The organism is Geodermatophilus chilensis, assembly GCF_002802985.1.
GTDB lineage: Bacteria > Actinomycetota > Actinomycetes > Mycobacteriales > Geodermatophilaceae > Geodermatophilus > Geodermatophilus chilensis.
Genome location: NZ_NVPT01000007.1, coordinates 1 through 16,383 on the forward strand (window position 1 = coordinate 1; position 16,383 = coordinate 16,383).

Annotated in this window: 11 protein-coding genes; 5 read left to right on the top strand and 6 right to left on the bottom strand. The window is 76.3% G+C overall.

All coding sequences use genetic code 11. The annotated features are described in order from the left end of the window. Positions 1 to 246: 246 nt before the first annotated feature. The 5 genes from CNO22_RS02010 to CNO22_RS02025 all read right to left on the bottom strand — a co-directional run bounded on the left by CNO22_RS02010 (position 247) and on the right by CNO22_RS02025 (position 4,700). Positions 247 to 753, bottom strand: coding sequence for a uracil-DNA glycosylase family protein (locus CNO22_RS02010; RefSeq protein WP_157936742.1), 507 nt, complete (start codon positions 751 to 753; stop codon positions 247 to 249). A gap of 41 nt (positions 754 to 794) precedes the next feature. Next, positions 795 to 932, bottom strand: coding sequence for a hypothetical protein (locus CNO22_RS27360; protein WP_157936743.1), 138 nt, complete (start codon positions 930 to 932; stop codon positions 795 to 797). Continuing rightward, positions 929 to 1,723 carry an enoyl-CoA hydratase/isomerase family protein gene (locus CNO22_RS02015; protein WP_100497695.1) on the bottom strand — a complete coding sequence of 265 codons (795 nt, stop codon included), beginning with the start codon at positions 1,721 to 1,723 and terminating at the stop codon, positions 929 to 931. Before CNO22_RS02015 ends, CNO22_RS27360 begins: the two co-directional genes overlap by 4 nt. A 12-nt stretch (positions 1,724 to 1,735) precedes the next feature. Next, positions 1,736 to 4,060, bottom strand: a complete 2,325-nt coding sequence (locus tag CNO22_RS02020; protein WP_100497696.1) for a transketolase-like TK C-terminal-containing protein — start codon at positions 4,058 to 4,060, stop codon at positions 1,736 to 1,738. Positions 4,061 to 4,250: 190 nt separating this feature from the next. After that, positions 4,251 to 4,700: a hypothetical protein gene (locus CNO22_RS02025; RefSeq protein WP_100497697.1), complete on the bottom strand. Its 450-nt coding sequence runs from the start codon at positions 4,698 to 4,700 to the stop codon at positions 4,251 to 4,253. A gap of 333 nt (positions 4,701 to 5,033) precedes the next feature. Between CNO22_RS02025 and CNO22_RS02030 the strand changes: the two genes are divergently transcribed. Beyond that, positions 5,034 to 11,120, top strand: coding sequence for a DUF4011 domain-containing protein (locus CNO22_RS02030; RefSeq protein WP_100497698.1), 6,087 nt, complete (start codon positions 5,034 to 5,036; stop codon positions 11,118 to 11,120). Here CNO22_RS02030 and CNO22_RS27365 read toward each other — a convergent pair. Next, positions 11,105 to 12,040 carry a chitosanase gene (locus tag CNO22_RS27365; RefSeq protein ID WP_157936744.1) on the bottom strand — a complete coding sequence of 312 codons (936 nt, stop codon included), beginning with the start codon at positions 12,038 to 12,040 and terminating at the stop codon, positions 11,105 to 11,107. The two genes, CNO22_RS02030 and CNO22_RS27365, sit on opposite strands and share 16 nt — an antisense overlap. 156 nt (positions 12,041 to 12,196) lie before the next feature. On the opposite strand from CNO22_RS27365, the gene CNO22_RS27370 reads away from it, so the two are divergent. From CNO22_RS27370 to CNO22_RS27380, 4 genes are read left to right on the top strand one after another with little or no spacing between them, the layout of a single operon-like run. Continuing rightward, entirely contained in the window at positions 12,197 to 13,300 is a 1,104-nt protein-coding gene (locus CNO22_RS27370) for a serine/threonine-protein kinase (protein WP_157936745.1), read from the top strand. A 43-nt stretch (positions 13,301 to 13,343) separates the two neighbouring features. Beyond that, complete coding sequence (locus CNO22_RS27375) at positions 13,344 to 13,481, top strand: hypothetical protein (RefSeq protein ID WP_157936746.1); 138 nt, start codon at positions 13,344 to 13,346, stop codon at positions 13,479 to 13,481. 2 nt (positions 13,482 to 13,483) lie between these two features. Beyond that, a complete protein-coding gene (locus CNO22_RS02040) occupies positions 13,484 to 14,668 on the top strand; it encodes a TRAFAC clade GTPase domain-containing protein (protein ID WP_100497700.1) in 1,185 nt (394 codons plus the stop codon). Further along, positions 14,665 to 16,329: a GAP1-N2 domain-containing protein gene (locus CNO22_RS27380; protein ID WP_157936747.1), complete on the top strand. Its 1,665-nt coding sequence runs from the start codon at positions 14,665 to 14,667 to the stop codon at positions 16,327 to 16,329. The genes CNO22_RS02040 and CNO22_RS27380 overlap by 4 nt, the downstream gene beginning before the upstream one ends. Positions 16,330 to 16,383 lie beyond the last annotated feature (54 nt).

Here is a 16,383-nt window from a genome sequence, read left to right on the forward strand (position 1 = left end):
GGGTCGGGCCGGGGACCGACGGAGCCGGTGCCCGGGTCGGTGGAGGTCATGGTCGCTCCCGTGGGTGCGGCTGTCAGGGGTCCCGCAGAGACTCGCCACGCTCCCCGGCCGCACCCCGGCGGACGCGCGACCGGCGTGCACCGATCCGGGCACGGACCGTCCCGGCCGCGCCTCCCGTCCCAGCCGCCCCACTCCCCTCCCCCGGCCCACGGAGCGGGGGAGCTCTCGAGGCGGACCCCGTACCGCTCAGCCGCCCACGCGCGCGGCCGCGTCGGCCAGGACCGCCCTCAGCAGGTCGCCGTTGCGGCGGCCGGTCGACCGGTCGGTCTGGTGGATCGCCTGGGGCGAGGGGTGCGGCGCCCGCAACACCTCCCGGTCGCCGGGGCGCAGGCCGACGGCGTCCCAGGCGCGCTGGGCATGCCGGCCGAGCAGGACCACGACCCGTGCCTGCGGCAGCAGGTCCAGCAGGGCGCCGAGGTGCGGCCGGGCGCGGTGCGCGGCCGCGGTCAGCCCCAGCCGCTCCACCGCGGGGACGGCCGGGTCCGCGACCCACCACGGGACGACGTTCCAGTGCACGGTCGCGGCGTACGGCAGCCCGACGTCGGTAGAGGTGCGGTGCGTGTGGAACGCGGTCAGGTCGTCGTCGTGCCGGCTGATCAGCCGGGAGCCGTGTGCGGCGACCTCGGAGGGGTCCTGCGGGAGCACCAGCACCCGGGCGCCGGTCCCTCCGGACTCCGGGTCGAAGGACGGCACCCGGCGCCGCTCGGCCGTCGCGACGTCGCGGGCCCACCGGTTCAGGTCGGCGACGTGCGGCTCGTCCAGCCGGGCGTGCGCGCGGTGACCGACCCGGGGACGATCCGCTCGTCGAGCAGCAGGCCCTCCGCGTACGCCAGCGGGTTGCGCACGCCGGGGACGCGGAGGGCGGTGCTCACCGCCCGGTCCAGCGGGGCGCGCGCTTCTCGCGCTGCGCGGCGATGCCCTCCTTGTGGTCCTCGGACAGGTACGGGTTCGGGCCGACGTCCAGCCGCAGCGCCTGCCACAGCGGCAGCTCCAGGCCCTTGACCGCGGTCGCCTTCATCCGGCGCACCGACAGCGGGGCGTTGGCGGCGATCGCGTCGGCCAGCCCGAGCGCGGTCGGCAGGACGTCGTCCGCCGGGACGAGGCGGTTGACCAGCCCCCACCGCTCGGCGACCTCGCTGGTCACGTACTCGCCGGTGTAGAGCAGTTCCAGGGCGATGCCCATCGGGATGCGCTTGGGGAGGACGACGGAGCCGAAGTTGGCGCCCATGCCGATCTTGGCCTCGGGCAGCCCCATGCGGACGCCCGGCGCGACGACCCGCAGGTCGCAGGCCAGCGCCAGCTCGAACCCGCCCGCCACCGCGGCCCCGGCGATCGCCGCGACGACCGGTACCGGCACCTCGGTCACCACCTCGAACAGGGCACGGGTGGGCCGGTCCATGGGCGGGCGGAAGCGCTCGCCGCGGCGGTCGAGCTCGCGGATCTCGTCGAGGTCGAAGCCGGCGCAGAAGGCCGGCCCGTTGGCGGCGAGGACGACCGCGCGGACGTCGCCGTCCTCCCCGCAGCGCAGCAGCTCCTCGACCAGGTCGGCCTGCAGCGCGCTGGACAGCGCGTTGCGGCGCTCGGGCCGGTCCAGGGTCAGCACGCGGACGTGCCCCCGCTCCTCGACGACCAGTCCCGACTCCCGGCGCTGCGCGTTCCCCATGCCGCAAGCCTCTCAGTCGACCAGGTCCAGGGCGGCACCGACGATCGAGTCGGCGTCGAGGCCGTGGTGCCGATGGACGCTCTCGAGGTCACCGCTCTGCCCGAAGACCGTGACGCCCAGGTGGGTGGCCGGCACGCCGCGGACGCCGGCCAGGAACGCCAGCGTGTGGGGGTGCCCGTCGAGGACGGTCACCACCGGCGCCGCCCGCTCGGCCGGGAAGACGCTGTCGAGCACCCAGCCGGGGGCCTCGTCGAGGCCGCGGCGGCCCTGCAGCGCCCGGAACAGCAGGCCGGGGCTGGTCACGCACACCACGTCGGCCCCCAGCCCGAGCGCGTCCAGGCGCTCGGCGGCCGCGAGCGCCTCGGGCACCACGGCGCCCATGGCCACGAGGGTCACCACCGGCCGGGCGGACCGGCGCAGCGGGTAGGCCCCGGCGACGACCTGCCGGCGCCGCCGCTCGCGGGCGGCCGGGTCGGCCGGGACGGCGGCCAGGGCCTGGTCCACCGGGCGGGTGGACAGCCGCAGGTAGGCCGAGGAGCCACCGGGCCGGCCCAGCCGGGAGAGCGCGGCGAGCAGGCACCACTCGGTGTCCAGCGCGAACGCCGGCTCGAAGCTCACGCAGCCGGGCTGCTCCAGCCCGAGGGACGGCGTGGTGATCGACTGGTGGGCGCCGCCCTCCGGGGCCAGCGTCACGCCGGACGGCGTCCCGACCAGGATCGACTGGCCGCCCGCGTAGATGCCGAACGACCAGGGCTCCAGCGCCCGCTCGACGAACGGGTCGTAGAGCACCCCGATGGGCAGCAGCGGCTGCCCCCAGCGGCTCCAGGTCGCCCCGAGCTCGCCGATCGCACCGACCAGGTTGGTCTCGGCGATGCCCAGCTCGATGTGCTGGCCGGAGGGGCGCTCGCGCCAGTGCAGGATCGTCTCGGCGTCGTCGGCGAACCAGTTGCGCCGGTCCTCGTGCGACCACACGCCCACCTTGTTGACCCAGCCGCCGAGGTTGGTCGAGGAGCTGACGTCGGGGCTGACGGTGACCACCCGCCGGCCCACCTCGGGGGCGGCCCGGTTGAGGTCGAGCAGCGTGCGGCCCAGCGCCGCCTGCGTGGTCGCCGTCCCCGACGGCGTGCGGCCCAGGTCCGTGGGCACCGGCGGGGCGGCCTGCGCCTCGTACGTGCGGCGGCGCAGCCGCTGCGCCGCGTCGGCCAGCAGGCGGGCCGCCTCGCCGTCGGCGGGCAGGCCGGCCCAGGGGTCGGCGGGGTCGGCGCCCACCCGGGCGGCGAGCTCGTGCAGCTGGGCCTCGGTGAGCAGCGCGGAGTGGTTCTGCGGGTGGCCCTCGGTGGCCAGCCCGTACCCCTTGAGCGTGTAGGCGAGGACGACGGTCGGGCGGGTGTCGTCGATCTGCGCGAAGGCGGCCCGGAGCGCGGCGAGGTCGTGCCCGCCCAGGTTGCGCACCGCGGCGCGCAGGTCGGCGTCGGGCAGGTCGGCGATCAGCGCGGCGATCCCGGCCGCCCCCGGCTCCTCCCCCGGCAGCAGCCGGCGCATCTCGGCGGGGTCGTGGCGCAGCAGCCGCTGGTACTCGGGGTTGGACATCGCGTCGATCCGGTCGCGCAGCGCCGCGCCGCCGGGCCGGGCGAACAGCTCCTCGAGCAGCCGGCCGTACTTGACGGTGAGCACCTGCCAGCCGGCCGCGGCGAACATGCCCTGCAGCCGGGTGGCGCCCATCATCGGGACGACGCGGTCCAGCGACTGCCGGTTGAGGTCGACGACCCAGACCACCTCGCCGAGCTCGGCGACCATCGGGTCGAGCACGGCCTCCCAGACCGCCCCCTCGTCGAGTTCGGCGTCCCCGACCAGCGACCACTGCCGGCCGGTGCCGCCGGCGCCGAGCTGGGTGTTGACGTAGCGGCGGGCGATCGCGCCCCAGATCGGCGCGGTCGCGCCGATGCCGACGCTGCCGGTCGAGTAGTCGGCCGGGACCGGGTCCTTGAGCCGGCTGGGGTAGCTCTGCAGGCCGCCGAACTCGCGCAGCGTCGTCAGGTACTGCCCGTCGAGCTGGCCGAGCAGGTACTCCAGCGCGTGCAGCACCGGCGAGGCGTGCGGCTTGACCGACACCCGGTCCTCCGCCTGCAGCTGCTCCAGCCACAGCGAGGTCATGATCGTCACCATCGAGGCGCTGGACGCCTGGTGCCCGCCGACCTTGAGGCCGCCCGGGTTGGGCCGCACCCGGTTGGCGTGGTCGACGATCGCGGTGGCCAGCCAGAGGACGCGGTCCTCGATCTCGCGCAGGGCCCGGTCGCGGCCGGTGTCGCTGTCCGCGGGGGTGGCCGTGAGGCTCATGCCTTCGTCGCTCCTGGTGTCACACGCAGGTCCGCCGGGCCCTCGCACCGGCCGCCGACAGCCGACCACGGACGGCCCACGGACACCACCTCCAGATTGCGATCCCCGGGCACGGCCTGGCCGGTGATGTGCGGCTGGGGGCGCATCTCAACCAGGAGACGCGCTCCAGCCGCACATCACTGCAGCTGGCTCAGGGGCACGACTCCTCGCGCTGCACGACGCCGAGGTCGATCAGCCCCTCGGCGTCCCCGGTCACCTGCTGACCGACCGGGATGTTCTGCGTGCAGACCACCCAGTTGGAGTCGAGGACCTGGTTGCGCATCCCCAGGAGGTCGTGGGAGCGGCTCAAGAAGACACCGTCGGCCTGGATGGTGTTCTGCGCGGTCTGCAGATCGAGCCCCACCAGATCCGGCATGGCGAAATCGACGACGGGGGCGGTCGCCGTGGCCGGAGGCGGAGCCGATGACGTGACCGGGGCTGGCGTCTCGGTGACCGTCACCGTCACAGGAGCAGGGATGGGAGTGCCGTCGGCCGGGCTCGGCGCGGACGAGGAGGAGGCTGCCGCCGCACTCGACGACGCCTCCTCGGTCTCGCCCCCGGCGTTGCCGATGCCCACGCCGACCACCAGCGCAGCGGCCACCGCCCACACAACCGGACGCTTGTGGAAGGGCCTCTTGCCCGGAGTCGGAGGTAGCGGCGCGGTAGGGAATTGGCCCGATGTGTCGTACGAGGGCTGAGACACGTGGTTCCTCCAGAGTCGAGGGAGACGAGCCACACGGCCCGCACCAGCAATCCGGTACTGATTGGACCCGGATTACCAGCGGCCGTCATCGGCGTGCGGGCGCGGCGTCGTGACCCTCCGCAGGTGCCCGCGGCCGGATCCGGAGTCAGTCCCGCCCCACCGGTCACAGCCGCCCCAGACGCCTCGGCGGCCTGAGGGGACCGGTCCGTCCGGACCGGTAGACAGGACGCCATGAGCACCACGGACGTCCGGCCCTCCGACCCCAGCACCCGGCCGGCCGTCGCGATCCAGGCGACCTCCACGCCGGTGCTCAGCTACGCGCTGGCGCACAACCGCGTCCCGGTCGTCTCCCGCCTCGCGTTCACCAACCACGGCGCCGCGGTGCACGGGGCCACCGTGCGGCTCGGCGTGCGCGACGCCGAGGGCCCGATCGGCAGCCCGGTGGAGCTGCTCGTCGACCTCGACGCCGGCCAGACCACCGTGCTCAGCGACGTCGGCCTGGTCATGGACCCCGCCGCGATGCTGCAGATCGAGGAGCAGCGGCCCGGCTCGATCGAGATCGACCTGCTGGTGGACGGCGAGGACGTCGGCGGCACCGCCGTCCCGGTGCAGGTGCTGGCCGCCAACCAGTGGCTGGCCGCTCCCGTGCCGCTGGCGCTGGAGATGCTCGCCGCGCACGTGCTGCCCAACCACCCGAGCGTCACCACGCTCATCGGGGAGGCCGCCGACCTGCTCGAGGCGCGCACCGGCAGCGGGTCGGTGCAGGGCTACCAGTCCGGCCCCGAGCGGGTGGACGAGATCGTCGCCGCGCTCACCGAGGCGATGCAGCGCCGCGCCATCCGCTACACCGAGCCCCCGGCCGGCTGGGCCGACGTCGGGCAGAAGGTGCGCACCCCCGGCGACGTCCTCGACGGGCGGGTCGGCACCTGCCTGGACACCGTCGTCACCCTGGCCGCCGCGCTGGAGCAGGCCGGCATCCGGCCGTTGCTGTGGGTGGCCGAGGGCCACGCCTTCCTCGGCTACTGGCGCGAGGAGCGCAGCGCCGAGAGCGTCGCCACCACCGACGTCGCGCCGCTGGTCAACCTCGTCGACCTCGGCCTCGTCCGGCTGGTCGAGACCACGCTGCTCACCAGCCGCGGCTCGGCCGGCGCCGACCTGCACGCCCCCGCCTACAGCGCCTGGCTGGCCGGCGCCGGCGACCTCGACCGGGTCCTCGGCGTCACCGACGTCCACCGGGCCCGGCGCGACGGCATCGTGCCGCTGCCGGCCCGCACCCGCGGCCGGGACGGCGCGGTGCAGGTCGTCGAGTACCGCCCGACGGTGCACAGCGTCGCGGCCCGGCCGGTCGAGCGGACGCCGGTCGCGTCGGCACAGTCGGGCCGCCCGGAGATCCCGGCCCGCGTGCAGCAGTGGAAGAACAGCCTGCTGGACCTCTCGCTGCGCAACCGGCTGATCAACTACAGCGAGCGGGCCGGCCTGCCGCTGACCGTGCCGACCTCGCACCTGGCCGTGCTCGAGGACCTGCTGCACGAGGGCACCGCCGTGCAGCTGCTGCCCGACGACCGGATCGCCGCCGTGCACCGCGAGCGCGGCCTGGCCACCGCGCGCGACCTGCCCGACGCCCAGCTGGCCGAGGTGCTGGTGGAGCGCCGCGCGGTGCACGCCGCGGTCAGCGAGGGCGGGTACCTGCCGCGGCTGCGCCACCTGGCCTACAAGGCCAAGACGGTGCGCGAGGAGACCGGCGCCAACAACCTCTACCTGGCCCTGGGCAGCCTGGTGTGGGAGCTCGACGGGCGGCCGCTGCGCTCCCCGCTGGTGCTGGTGCCGGTCACGCTCACCCCGACCAGCCGCAACGGCGTCTACCGGCTCGCGCTCGACGACACCGGGTCGAGCACTCCGAACTACTGCCTGCTGGAGAAGCTGCGGCAGGTGCACGGCCTCGCCGTCCCCGGGCTCACCGAGCCGAGCGAGGACGGCGCGGGCATCGACCTGGACCGGGCGCTGCAGGCGATGCGCCAGGCGCTGGCCGACGCCGGGCTGCCGCACCGGGTCGAGGCGACCGCCGACCTCGCCGTCCTCCAGTTCGCCAAGTACCGGCTCTGGAAGGACCTCGACGAGCACTGGGCCGATCTCACCGCCAACCCGCTGGTGCACCACCTCGTGCACCGGCCCACGGAGGCCTTCGTCGACCCGGTCGCGGACACCGCGGGCGCCACCGACCTCGACGAGCTGGCCGCCCGCTGCCCGGTGCCCGCCGACGCCACGCAGCTGCGCGCGGTCGCCGAGGCCGGCGCCGGGCGCACCTTCGTGCTCGAGGGCCCGCCCGGCACCGGCAAGTCCCAGACCATCACCAACCTGCTCACCCGCGCGGTCGCCGACGGCAAGCGGGTGCTGTTCGTCGCCGAGAAGCGCGCGGCCCTGGACGTCGTCGCGCGGCGGCTCGAGGCCGTCGGCATGGGCCCGTTCGCGCTCGACCTGCACGACAAGGGCGCCAAGGCCTCGGTGGTGCGCGCCCAGGTGCAGGCCGCGCTGGAGCACGCGGTCGCCGTCGACGACGAGGGCATGACCGCCGACGCCGAGGACCTCCGCTCGGCCCGCCGCACCCTGGCCCGCTACGCCGAGCGGCTGCACGCCGAGAACGCCGCCGGGCTGTCGTACTACACGGCACGGACGGCGACCCTGGCCCGGCGGGACGGCGTCCCGACCCTGCCGGTCTCCCCCGCGTTCGTGGCCGCCGCGTCGACCGAGACGCTCACCGCGGTGCGTCACGCGCTCGCGCTCTTCCCGGACATCGCCGACCTGGTGCGACCCTCGCCGCGGCACGCCTGGGCGTTCGTGGACACCGCGCAGGTCGACCTGCTCGCCGCCCAGCAGACTGCGGCCGCCGTCGACCGGGCCGTCCGTGACCTGCCTCCCGAGCCGCACCTGGCCCGGGTGCTGCGCGAGGTCCGCACGCCGGCGGACCTCGACGCGCTGGCCCACCTGCTCGGCGGCCCGGCGACGACGCTCGACGTCCTCGACGAGGTGCCGACCGAGCGCTGGAACGTGGCGACGACGACCGTGCTCGGCGAGGTCGCCGCGTTCTCCGGCGCCGTCCACCCGGGGATGGAGCGGGCCACGCCGGCCGCCCTGGAGCTGCCGCTGGCCGACCTCTACGTCGCCGCGCAGACCGCGCAGGCCGGCCGGTTCATGGCCCGCCGGGCCGGGCTGCGCGCCGTCCGCGACCGGCTGGCGCCGGTGCTGCGGCCGGACGTGAAGGTCAGCCTCGGCGACGTCCCCGAGCTCGTCGCCCAGCTGTGGCGGCTGCAGACCGCCGCGCAGGGCATCGTGGCCCGCGCCTCGGTGATCCCCGGCCTCGTCGTGCCGCCCACCTGGAACCCGCTGGCCGAGCCCGAGCTGCTCGTCGGCCAGGTCGAGTGGCTGGAGCGGGCCGGCGCCGCCACCGACAGCGCCAGCGAGTTCGCCGTCGCGCTGCGCCGCTGGGTCGTGCAGGGCGAGGGGCCCGACCCGGCCGCCGGCACCGCCGTCGCCCAGCTGCGCGACGCGGTCACCGCGCTGCTGCGGGTGTGCCGCAGCAACCCGCGGCGGCTGGCCGAGTGGGCCGGGGACGACGGCCTGGTGCTGCGCTGGCAGATGACCCGGCCCGAGCGCGGCGTCGAGCACACCGGGCTGATGTCGCTGCGCCGCTGGGCCGACCTCGTCGACACCCTGGAGCCGCTACGCGTCGCCGGCCTGCACGAGGCGCGGGCGCTGCTGGTCACCGGCGAGCTGCCCGCCGAGGACGCCGTCCGGGCCTTCGAGCGCGGTCTGGCGCGGGCCTCGGTCGCCGAGCGCCGCGACGCCGCCGGCCTCGACGACTTCGACGCCGACGCGCACGAGCGGGCGATCAGCCGGTTCACCGACGCCTCGCGCGCGGTGCGCGCGCACCTGCGCTCGGCGCTGCCCGCCTCGGTGCTCGCCGCCCGGCCGTTCGACGCCGCCGGCGGCGACGGCGAGGTCGGCGCGCTGCGGCGGGAGCTGGCCAAGGCCCGCCGCGGGCTGGGCGTGCGCGCGCTGCTGGCCCGCCACGGCCGGCTGGTCACCACCGTGATGCCGTGCGTGCTGGTCAGCCCGGACTCCGTGGCGCGGTTCTTCCCCGCCGAGGCCGGCCTGTTCGACCTCGTGGTCTTCGACGAGGCCTCGCAGATCCGGGTGGCCGACGCGGTCGGCGCGCTGGGCCGGGCGAAGGCGGCGGTCGTCGTGGGCGACAGCCGGCAGATGCCGCCGACGTCGTTCGCCGAGCCGACCTACGGGGCCGCGGAGGACGACGCGGTCGAGCTGCTGGGCACCTCGGTCGAGGACGAGGAGTCGATCCTCTCCGAGTGCGTGCAGGCGCGGGTGCCGCGGCAGTGGCTGTCCTGGCACTACCGCAGCCAGGACGAGTCGCTCATCGCGTTCAGCAACGCCAACTACTACGACAACCGGCTCTCCTCGTTCCCGGCGCCGACGCACGGCCGGCCGTCGGCGGACGTCGACGGCCGCGGCATCTCGCTGGTCCGGGTCAACGGCACCTTCCACCGCACCGGCGCCGGCCGGCTGCTGCGCACCAACCCGATGGAGGCCAAGGCGGTCGTCGCCGAGGTGCTCCGCCGCTTCGACGCCGTGCCTCTCGGTGCAGGTCCGTCCGCGCTGCCCTCGATCGGCGTGGTCACCTTCAACGCCCAGCAGCGGTCCTACATCGAGGGCCTGCTGCGCGACGCCGGCGACGAGCGGCTGGTCGAGGCGCTGGACCGCACCGACGGCGAGGGGCTGTTCGTCAAGAACCTGGAGAACGTGCAGGGCGACGAGCGCGACATCATCCTCTTCTCCACCGGCTTCAGCGTCGACGACCGCGGCGTGCTGCCGTTGAACTTCGGCCCGCTCAACCGGGTCGGCGGCGAGCGGCGGCTCAACGTGGCGGTCACCCGCGCCCGCCGGCAGGTCGTCGTCCTCTCCTCGTTCGACCCCGCGCAGCTGCGCGCCGAGCAGACCTCCTCGGTCGGCGTGAAGCACCTGCGCGCCTACCTGGACCTGGCCGCACTCGGCACCGACGCGCTGCCGCGGGACGCCCGGCCGGTCGCCGTCCCGGACCGGCACCGCGAGGAGATCGCGGCGGCGCTGCGCGACCGGGGGCTGAGCGTGCGCACCGACGTCGGCCTCTCGGAGTTCCGCGTCGACCTCTCGGTCGCGCGCACCGAGACGCCGGACGAGCCGGGAATGGCCGTGCTGCTCGACGGCCCAGCGTGGGCCCGGCGGCGGACCGTCGGCGACCGCGACGGCCTGCCGGTCGAGGTGCTGTCGGGGATGCTCGGCTGGCCCGCCGTCGAGCGGGTCTGGCTGCCGACCTGGCTGCGCGACCGCGAGGCCGTGCTCGACCGGCTGGTCGCCGCCGTCGAGGCGGTGCCCGCGGCCACTCCGCCGGCGCCCGTCGTCGAGAGTCCGGCGTTTTCCGCGGAAACCGCCGTCCCGGGACCCCCGGTGCCCGCGCCCGCCGAGCCGCCGGCGCCCGAGGTGCGCGCGATCGTGCCCCTGCGGTCCGCGCCGCCCGCCGTCGTGGAGCCCGTGGTGGCCATTTCCGCGGAAAACGCCGAGCAGGCCCCGGCCGTCCCCGCGGGGACCGCCGTCGAGACGGTGGCCATTTCCGCGGAAAACGCCGTCGTGGAGCCGGAGCCGACGCCCGCACCGGCGTCCCGGCCGGCCCGGCGGACGCCGCGCAGGGCCGCCGCCCCGCTGCTGGACGGCGAGACGGCGTTCACGCCCTGGAACCCGAAGGGCGGCCTGGAGCGCAAGGCGCTGGACTCGCTGGACGACCCGCGGGCCGCCCGCACGGTCCGGCGCGTGCTGGCCGCCGGGCTGAAGGCCGAGGGTCCGGTGCACCGCGACCGGCTGGTGCGGATCGCCGCGGGCGCCTTCGGGCTGTCCCGGGTCAGCGAGGCCCGCCGCGACGCGCTGCTGCGGCTGCTGCCCGACGGCGTCGTCGACGGCGAGTTCGCCTGGCCCGAGTCGCTGGACCGCGCCGGCTGGACCGGCTTCCGCCGGCAGACCGCCGGCGCCGACCGGCCGCTGGAGCACGTCGCGCCGGAGGAGGTCGGCAACGCCATGGCGGCGCTGTGCCGGGCCGCCGGCGAGCTGGCCGAGGACGACCTGCTGGTGCGCACCGCCGAGGTCTTCGGCTACCGCCGCCGGACGCCGTCCCTGGCCCCGCTGTTGCAGGCCGCGCTCACCGGGGCGCTGGAGGCCGGCCGGCTGGTCCGCCGGGAGTCGGGACTGCTCGCCGCGGGCGGTCAGCCGATCGCGTAGGGGTCGCCGTAGACCGACCAGCGCAGCGGCGGGACCAGGTGCAGGTTGCCGGCCTCGAGGAAGGACCGCTGCGCGGTGTCGACCCGGCTGGTGTCCTGGTGCGCCTGCTCGGTGCGCATGGCCGCCACCCGGGCGTCGAGGAAGGCGTGCAGCCACGCCGTCTCGTCGCCGCCCCGGGACGGCGGGGCGGCCTCCTCCAGCGCGTCCGCCCGGATCCCGCCGAACGCGCCGGCCTGCTCGCCGGGGCCGTGCATCACCAGGGCGTCGTAGTAGACGAACTGGCCGAGCGCCGAGACGCCGTCCTCGAGCCCCTGCGCCACCGCCGGGTCGAAGTACTGCGCCGCGAGGACGTCGTCCTGCGCCTGGCGGAACAGCCGGTCCCCGGCAGCGGCCCGCCAGTCGTCGACGAAGGGCTCGCCCAGGCCCTCCTGCGTCACGTCGCCGATACCGAGCTCGGCCTGCCGCTGGATCGCGGGCAGGTACTGCTGCAGGTCGTTGCCGGGTGCCAGCTCGGCGTAGCGCTCGACCACCCGGGTCATGTCGCCGCAGCCGCTGCAGAAGCCGACCAGGCCGGCGGTGTAGCCGCGGTTCTCCGCCGGGACGCCCTCGACGTCCCACTCGATGTAGCCGTACTGGCCGCGCCAGTCCAGCGTGGGGTTCTCCGCGCTGGCGATCAGCTGCATGGCCACGTCGCGCTTGGCCGGAGCGGTGAGGTCACCGGTGTCCACCGGTGCCGCGGACGGCCCGGAGGCGGGCCCACCGCCCAGCCGGGGGACGACGACCGCCGCCACCAGCACCAGCAGCGCCACCGCACCGGCCAGCAGCACCCACCGGCCGGTCCGCCGCGGGGGACGGCGGTGGCGGCCGGGGTGCCCGGGCACCGGGGACCCGGGTCGCACCCCGGTACGCGCGCCGCCCATGACACCTCTCCCCCGTCGACTCCCTCTGGCCTCCCGGGGCGAACGCGCCGGCCCCGGCCCGGTGTTCCGCAGCCGCGCGCGACTCCCAGCCGGTGCACAGGGAGGTCCTCTACGGTCGGGTCTCCACCTGCCGCCGACAGGGAGGGACGCAGCACCGTGGACGAGGCGCTGAACCCCGCCGGAGCGGTCGCCGACCTGGCCGGCACCCGCCGGATCGGCCTGCTGGAGCCCGGCGACCCGGACCGCATCGGTCCCTACGACCTGCTGTGCCGGCTGCCGCGCGGCGGCCAGGGCGCCGACGTCTTCGTCGGGTCGGCCGGGGCGGACGGCGCGCTGGTCGTCATCAAGCGGCTGCCCGAGGGGGCGCCGGAGCTGGCCCGCAAGCGGCTGGCCCGGGAGGTGGAGAACGCCGCCCGGGTGAAGAGCTCCCGGGTCGCCAGCATCGTCGACCAGGACCTCGAGGCCGAGGCGCCCTACTACGTGCAGCAGTACGTCTCCGGGACGCCGCTGGACGAGTTCATGGCGCACCGCTCCGGCGGGCTGAACGCCGAGGAGCTGCGCCGCGTCGCCATCGGGCTGCTGCGCGCGCTGCGCGACGTGCACGCCGCGGGCGTCGTCCACCGGGACGTCAAGCCGGGGAACATCATCATCTCCGGGGACGACGTGTGGCTGGTCGACTTCGGCATCAGCCGCTACATCGGCCCCGAGCCGCCGTCGGGCACCGCGACCACCGGGATGGCGGCGCTCGGCACGAAGCTGTTCGCCAGCCCCGAGCAGCTGGCCGGGGCGGTGCTCACCGAGGCCAGCGACGTCTACAGCTGGGGCATGGTGATCGCCTACGCGGCCGGCGCGGTGCACCCGGTCGACCCCGACGACACGATGCCGGACTCCGACTACTACCTGGCGCTGCGGGCCGGCCGGCTGGACCTGACCGGGGTGCCGGCCAACCTGCTCGACAGCGTGGAGAAGGCGCTGCGGTTCAACCCCGAGCGCCGCCCGACCGTGGCCCAGCTGGCCCGCCAGGTGGAGCAGCGCACCCGCTGGCTGGGCGAGACCTCGCAGATCCCCGACCCGCGGACGACGATGCGCGACCTGCGCTCCCTCGGCGCGGTCACCGAGGCGGCCCGCTACGAGCTGGCCCGGCTGGAACGGGCGGTCGCCGACACCTGGACCGGCTTCGCCGTGGCCGCCGTGGCGATGGTGCTGCTCGGCGTCGTCGCCGGGCTGCTGCTCGCCGTCCTGTACCACGTCGTCTTCTGAGATCCGTCGTCTCCTGAGCCCCCACCCCTCGAGGAGGAGCACCGTGTCCGGCTTGTACGAGCGCGCACTGGCCCAGCAGCGGCTCGACGCGCGCCGCCAGCGGTTCCGGGAGCGCCAGCGGGTGCTGCTGGCCGTCCTGGCCGTCACCACCGTCGTCTTCTTCGCGCTGTTCGTCCGCTGACGATGCGCCGCCGCGTCTGCCCCCGCTGCCTGGAGTCCCTGACCGCGCCCGTGTGGCGCGACGCCACCGGTGCGCCCACCCGGCCGCCGGTCGAGCGCCGCACCCGCTGGCAGCGGCTGCTCGACCCGCTGCGCACCGACCCGCTGCCGGTGCCCACCGCCCGGGACGCCGCCGGCGCGGCCGCGGCCAACGTGGTGCCCACCTGCCCGCGCGGGCACCGGCTGCCGCCGGAGTACCTCGACCGGCCGACGGTCGTGGTCGGCCTGGTGGGGCTGACCGGCGCGTCCAAGAGCACCTACCTGACGGTGCTCATCGACCTGCTGCACGAGGGCGCGCTGGCCTCGCTCGGCGTCTCCGTCGAGATGGACGAGGAGTCCGCCGCCCGCTTCGACGACCACCGCTACCGGCTGCTGGTGCAGCGCCAGCAGCTGCCGCTGACCCTGCCACTGCTGGGCGAGGGCAGCTCCCCGGACCCGTTCATGCTGGTGCTGCGCGGCACCGGCCGGAACGGCGCCGAGCGCGCGGTCAACCTGGTGTTCTTCGACGCCTCCGGCGAGCAGCTGTACCGCAGCGAGGACATGGGGCTCTACGGCCGGTTCCTCTACGCGGCGACGTCCCTGCTCGTCGTCCTCTCCCCCGGTGTCTTCCCGCGGCTGCGCGCGGTGGCCGACCCCGGCGAGGACTCGATGGGCCTGGCCCGGCACACCCAGATGGTGGTCAACCTGGCCAACGTGCTGCGCGCCGCCCGCAGCCTGCCGCTCGACGCGCACGTGGACGACGTGGCCACCGCGGTCGTGCTGAGCAAGGCCGACAAGCTGCGCGGCGTGCCGGACTTCCCGGTCGAGACGCTGCGCGACCCCGACCTGCGCGCGATGCCCCTGGCGCACTGGTTCGCCGACGTGCGCACGAACAGTTCCCGGCTGGTCGACTTCCTCGAGGTCAGCGGCGGGTCCAACCTGCTGACGGCGGTGCTGCACCGGCTGCCGCAGCCGACCGTGCACGCGGTCTCGGCCACCGGCGCCGACGCCCGGGACGGCGGTTACCCGCGGATCGCCCCGGTCGGCGTGCTCGACCCGCTGCTGGTGCTGCTGGCCCGCTCTGGCTTCCTCTCCGCGGAGGGCCTGAACCCCGAGGACAGCGCCCCCGAGGAGTACGGCGCCGGCCCGCGCGGCCAGTGGTCGCGGTGAGCGGCCGGGCCTGCCCGCAGGCGCTCTACACCTCGGCCAGCCGCACGCTGGAGGGGCCGGGGTTCGGCGTCTACGCGCACTCGGCGGACTGGCCGGCCGAGGTCGGCCGCACCCGCAAGGCGCTCGGCGCGCTGGTGGGCTCCCGCCCCGAGGACGGCGAGGCCTACGGCGTGCTCTCCCGCGGCGCGGGGCGGGTGCTGCACCGCGCGGTGGCCGCCCGCGCCGACGGCTTCGGCCGCCCGGGCAACTACCTGGTGCACCTGCTGTGGGACGAGAGCGGCCGGCTCGGCGTGCGTGAGCTGCTGGCGCTGCGCCGGGCCGGGCGGTTCCTCGACGACCTCCCCGAGGACGCCGCCCCCACCGCCGACCTGCCACCGCTGCGGGTGGCGTTCGCCGACCGGGCTGCGCCGGCACTGACCCCCGACGAGGTGGACGCACTCACCCCGCCGCTGGCCGGGCTGCTGGCCACCCTCGCCGCGGGCTCGGGCAGCTGCGCGCTGCCGGTGCGGACGGCGTCGGGCCGCGAGGTGGCCGATGTGCTCTTCGCCGTCCTGCCGCGCGCGCTGACCGCCGGCGTCTCGCTGTCCGCCGGCACCCGGGAGGACGACGGCGACACCGCGCCGGTCGCCGTGCGGCTCACCGACGCGCCCGCATCGACGGCGGCCGGGGCGCACGACACCGAGCGCGCCCGCACGCTGCTGGAGGCGGCGAGCAAGGGCGAGCTCGCGCCCGACGAGCTGGCCGACGTCCGCCGCCTGGACGCGTGGCTGTTCGCCGACGCCTGGGCCGAGCAGGACGCCGCCGCGCTGTCGGGCGACCAGGTGGCCAGCGTGCTCGAGTCGTCGGCCGCACCGCGCTGGCTGGCGCGCCGGGGCAACGCGGCCGGCGCCCTCGACCTCGCCGCGGACAGCCCGCCCGTCGAGACGGCGCTGCGGGCGGCGGTCGACCGGTGGCCGGCGGTCGCCGAGCTGGTGCGCGGCCGGGTGCTGGCGGCGCTGCTGGACGAGGTGTTCGAGGGCGCCGCGGGCCCGGCCGAGCACGCCGTCGAGGTGGCCGGGGTGGGTCAGGCGGACCTGTGCGCGGCCGTGGCCGGCGAGGTGCGCCGCGGGCGCCGCATCGCCCGGCTCGACCGCACCGCCGGCCTGCTGGTCGAGCAGGCGCTGGCCCTCGGCGTCGACCTGCCGCTGTTCGGGCTCACCGGACAGACCTGGGAGCTGGCGCTGCTGGCCACCCGCCGCGAGGTCGTCGGCGACGCGCTGGTCGCGCAGTGGCGGTCCTCCGGTGGGTGGACGGCGGCGCACGGCGAGCTGCTCGGCCACCTGCTCGTCGCCGATCCCGGGTGGCTGGCCCGGCTGGGCGACGCCGTCCCCGTCTCGGCGCTGCCTCCGGTGCTGCGGTGGGCGGCGCTGCGCATGGACGTGGCCGGGGTCGAGGAGCTGGCCGTCGCCGTCGCGAGCGGGGCCGGCGCCGGCCGCGGCTGGGCGCTGCGCGAGGTGGTGTTCGGCTCGGAACTGCCGGCCGGCGACGTGGACCAGGTGCTCGGCCGGCGGCTGGAGCTGCTGCTGGTGGACGACGGCTGGCCGCCGGAGCTGGCCCGCTCCTTCGCCCGCAGCCGCGGCGCCGACGACGCCCCGTCCCGCCGGCGCCGCCGCCGCGAGTGACGGCGGACCCCGTCCGCCCCACGAGTCCCACCCGACGCGGCCCTCCCCGCCTGC

Bases quoted from the DNA above. Each gene is read 5' to 3' on its own strand.
- CNO22_RS02015 (WP_100497695.1), bottom strand. From the start codon at position 1,723: ATGGGGAACGCGCAGCGCCGGGAGTCGGGACTGGTCGTCGAGGAGCGG.
- CNO22_RS02020 (WP_100497696.1), bottom strand. From the start codon at position 4,060: ATGAGCCTCACGGCCACCCCCGCGGACAGCGACACCGGCCGCGACCGG.
- CNO22_RS02030 (WP_100497698.1), top strand. From the start codon at position 5,034: ATGAGCACCACGGACGTCCGGCCCTCCGACCCCAGCACCCGGCCGGCC.
- CNO22_RS27365 (WP_157936744.1), bottom strand. From the start codon at position 12,040: ATGGGCGGCGCGCGTACCGGGGTGCGACCCGGGTCCCCGGTGCCCGGG.
- CNO22_RS02040 (WP_100497700.1), top strand. From the start codon at position 13,484: ATGCGCCGCCGCGTCTGCCCCCGCTGCCTGGAGTCCCTGACCGCGCCC.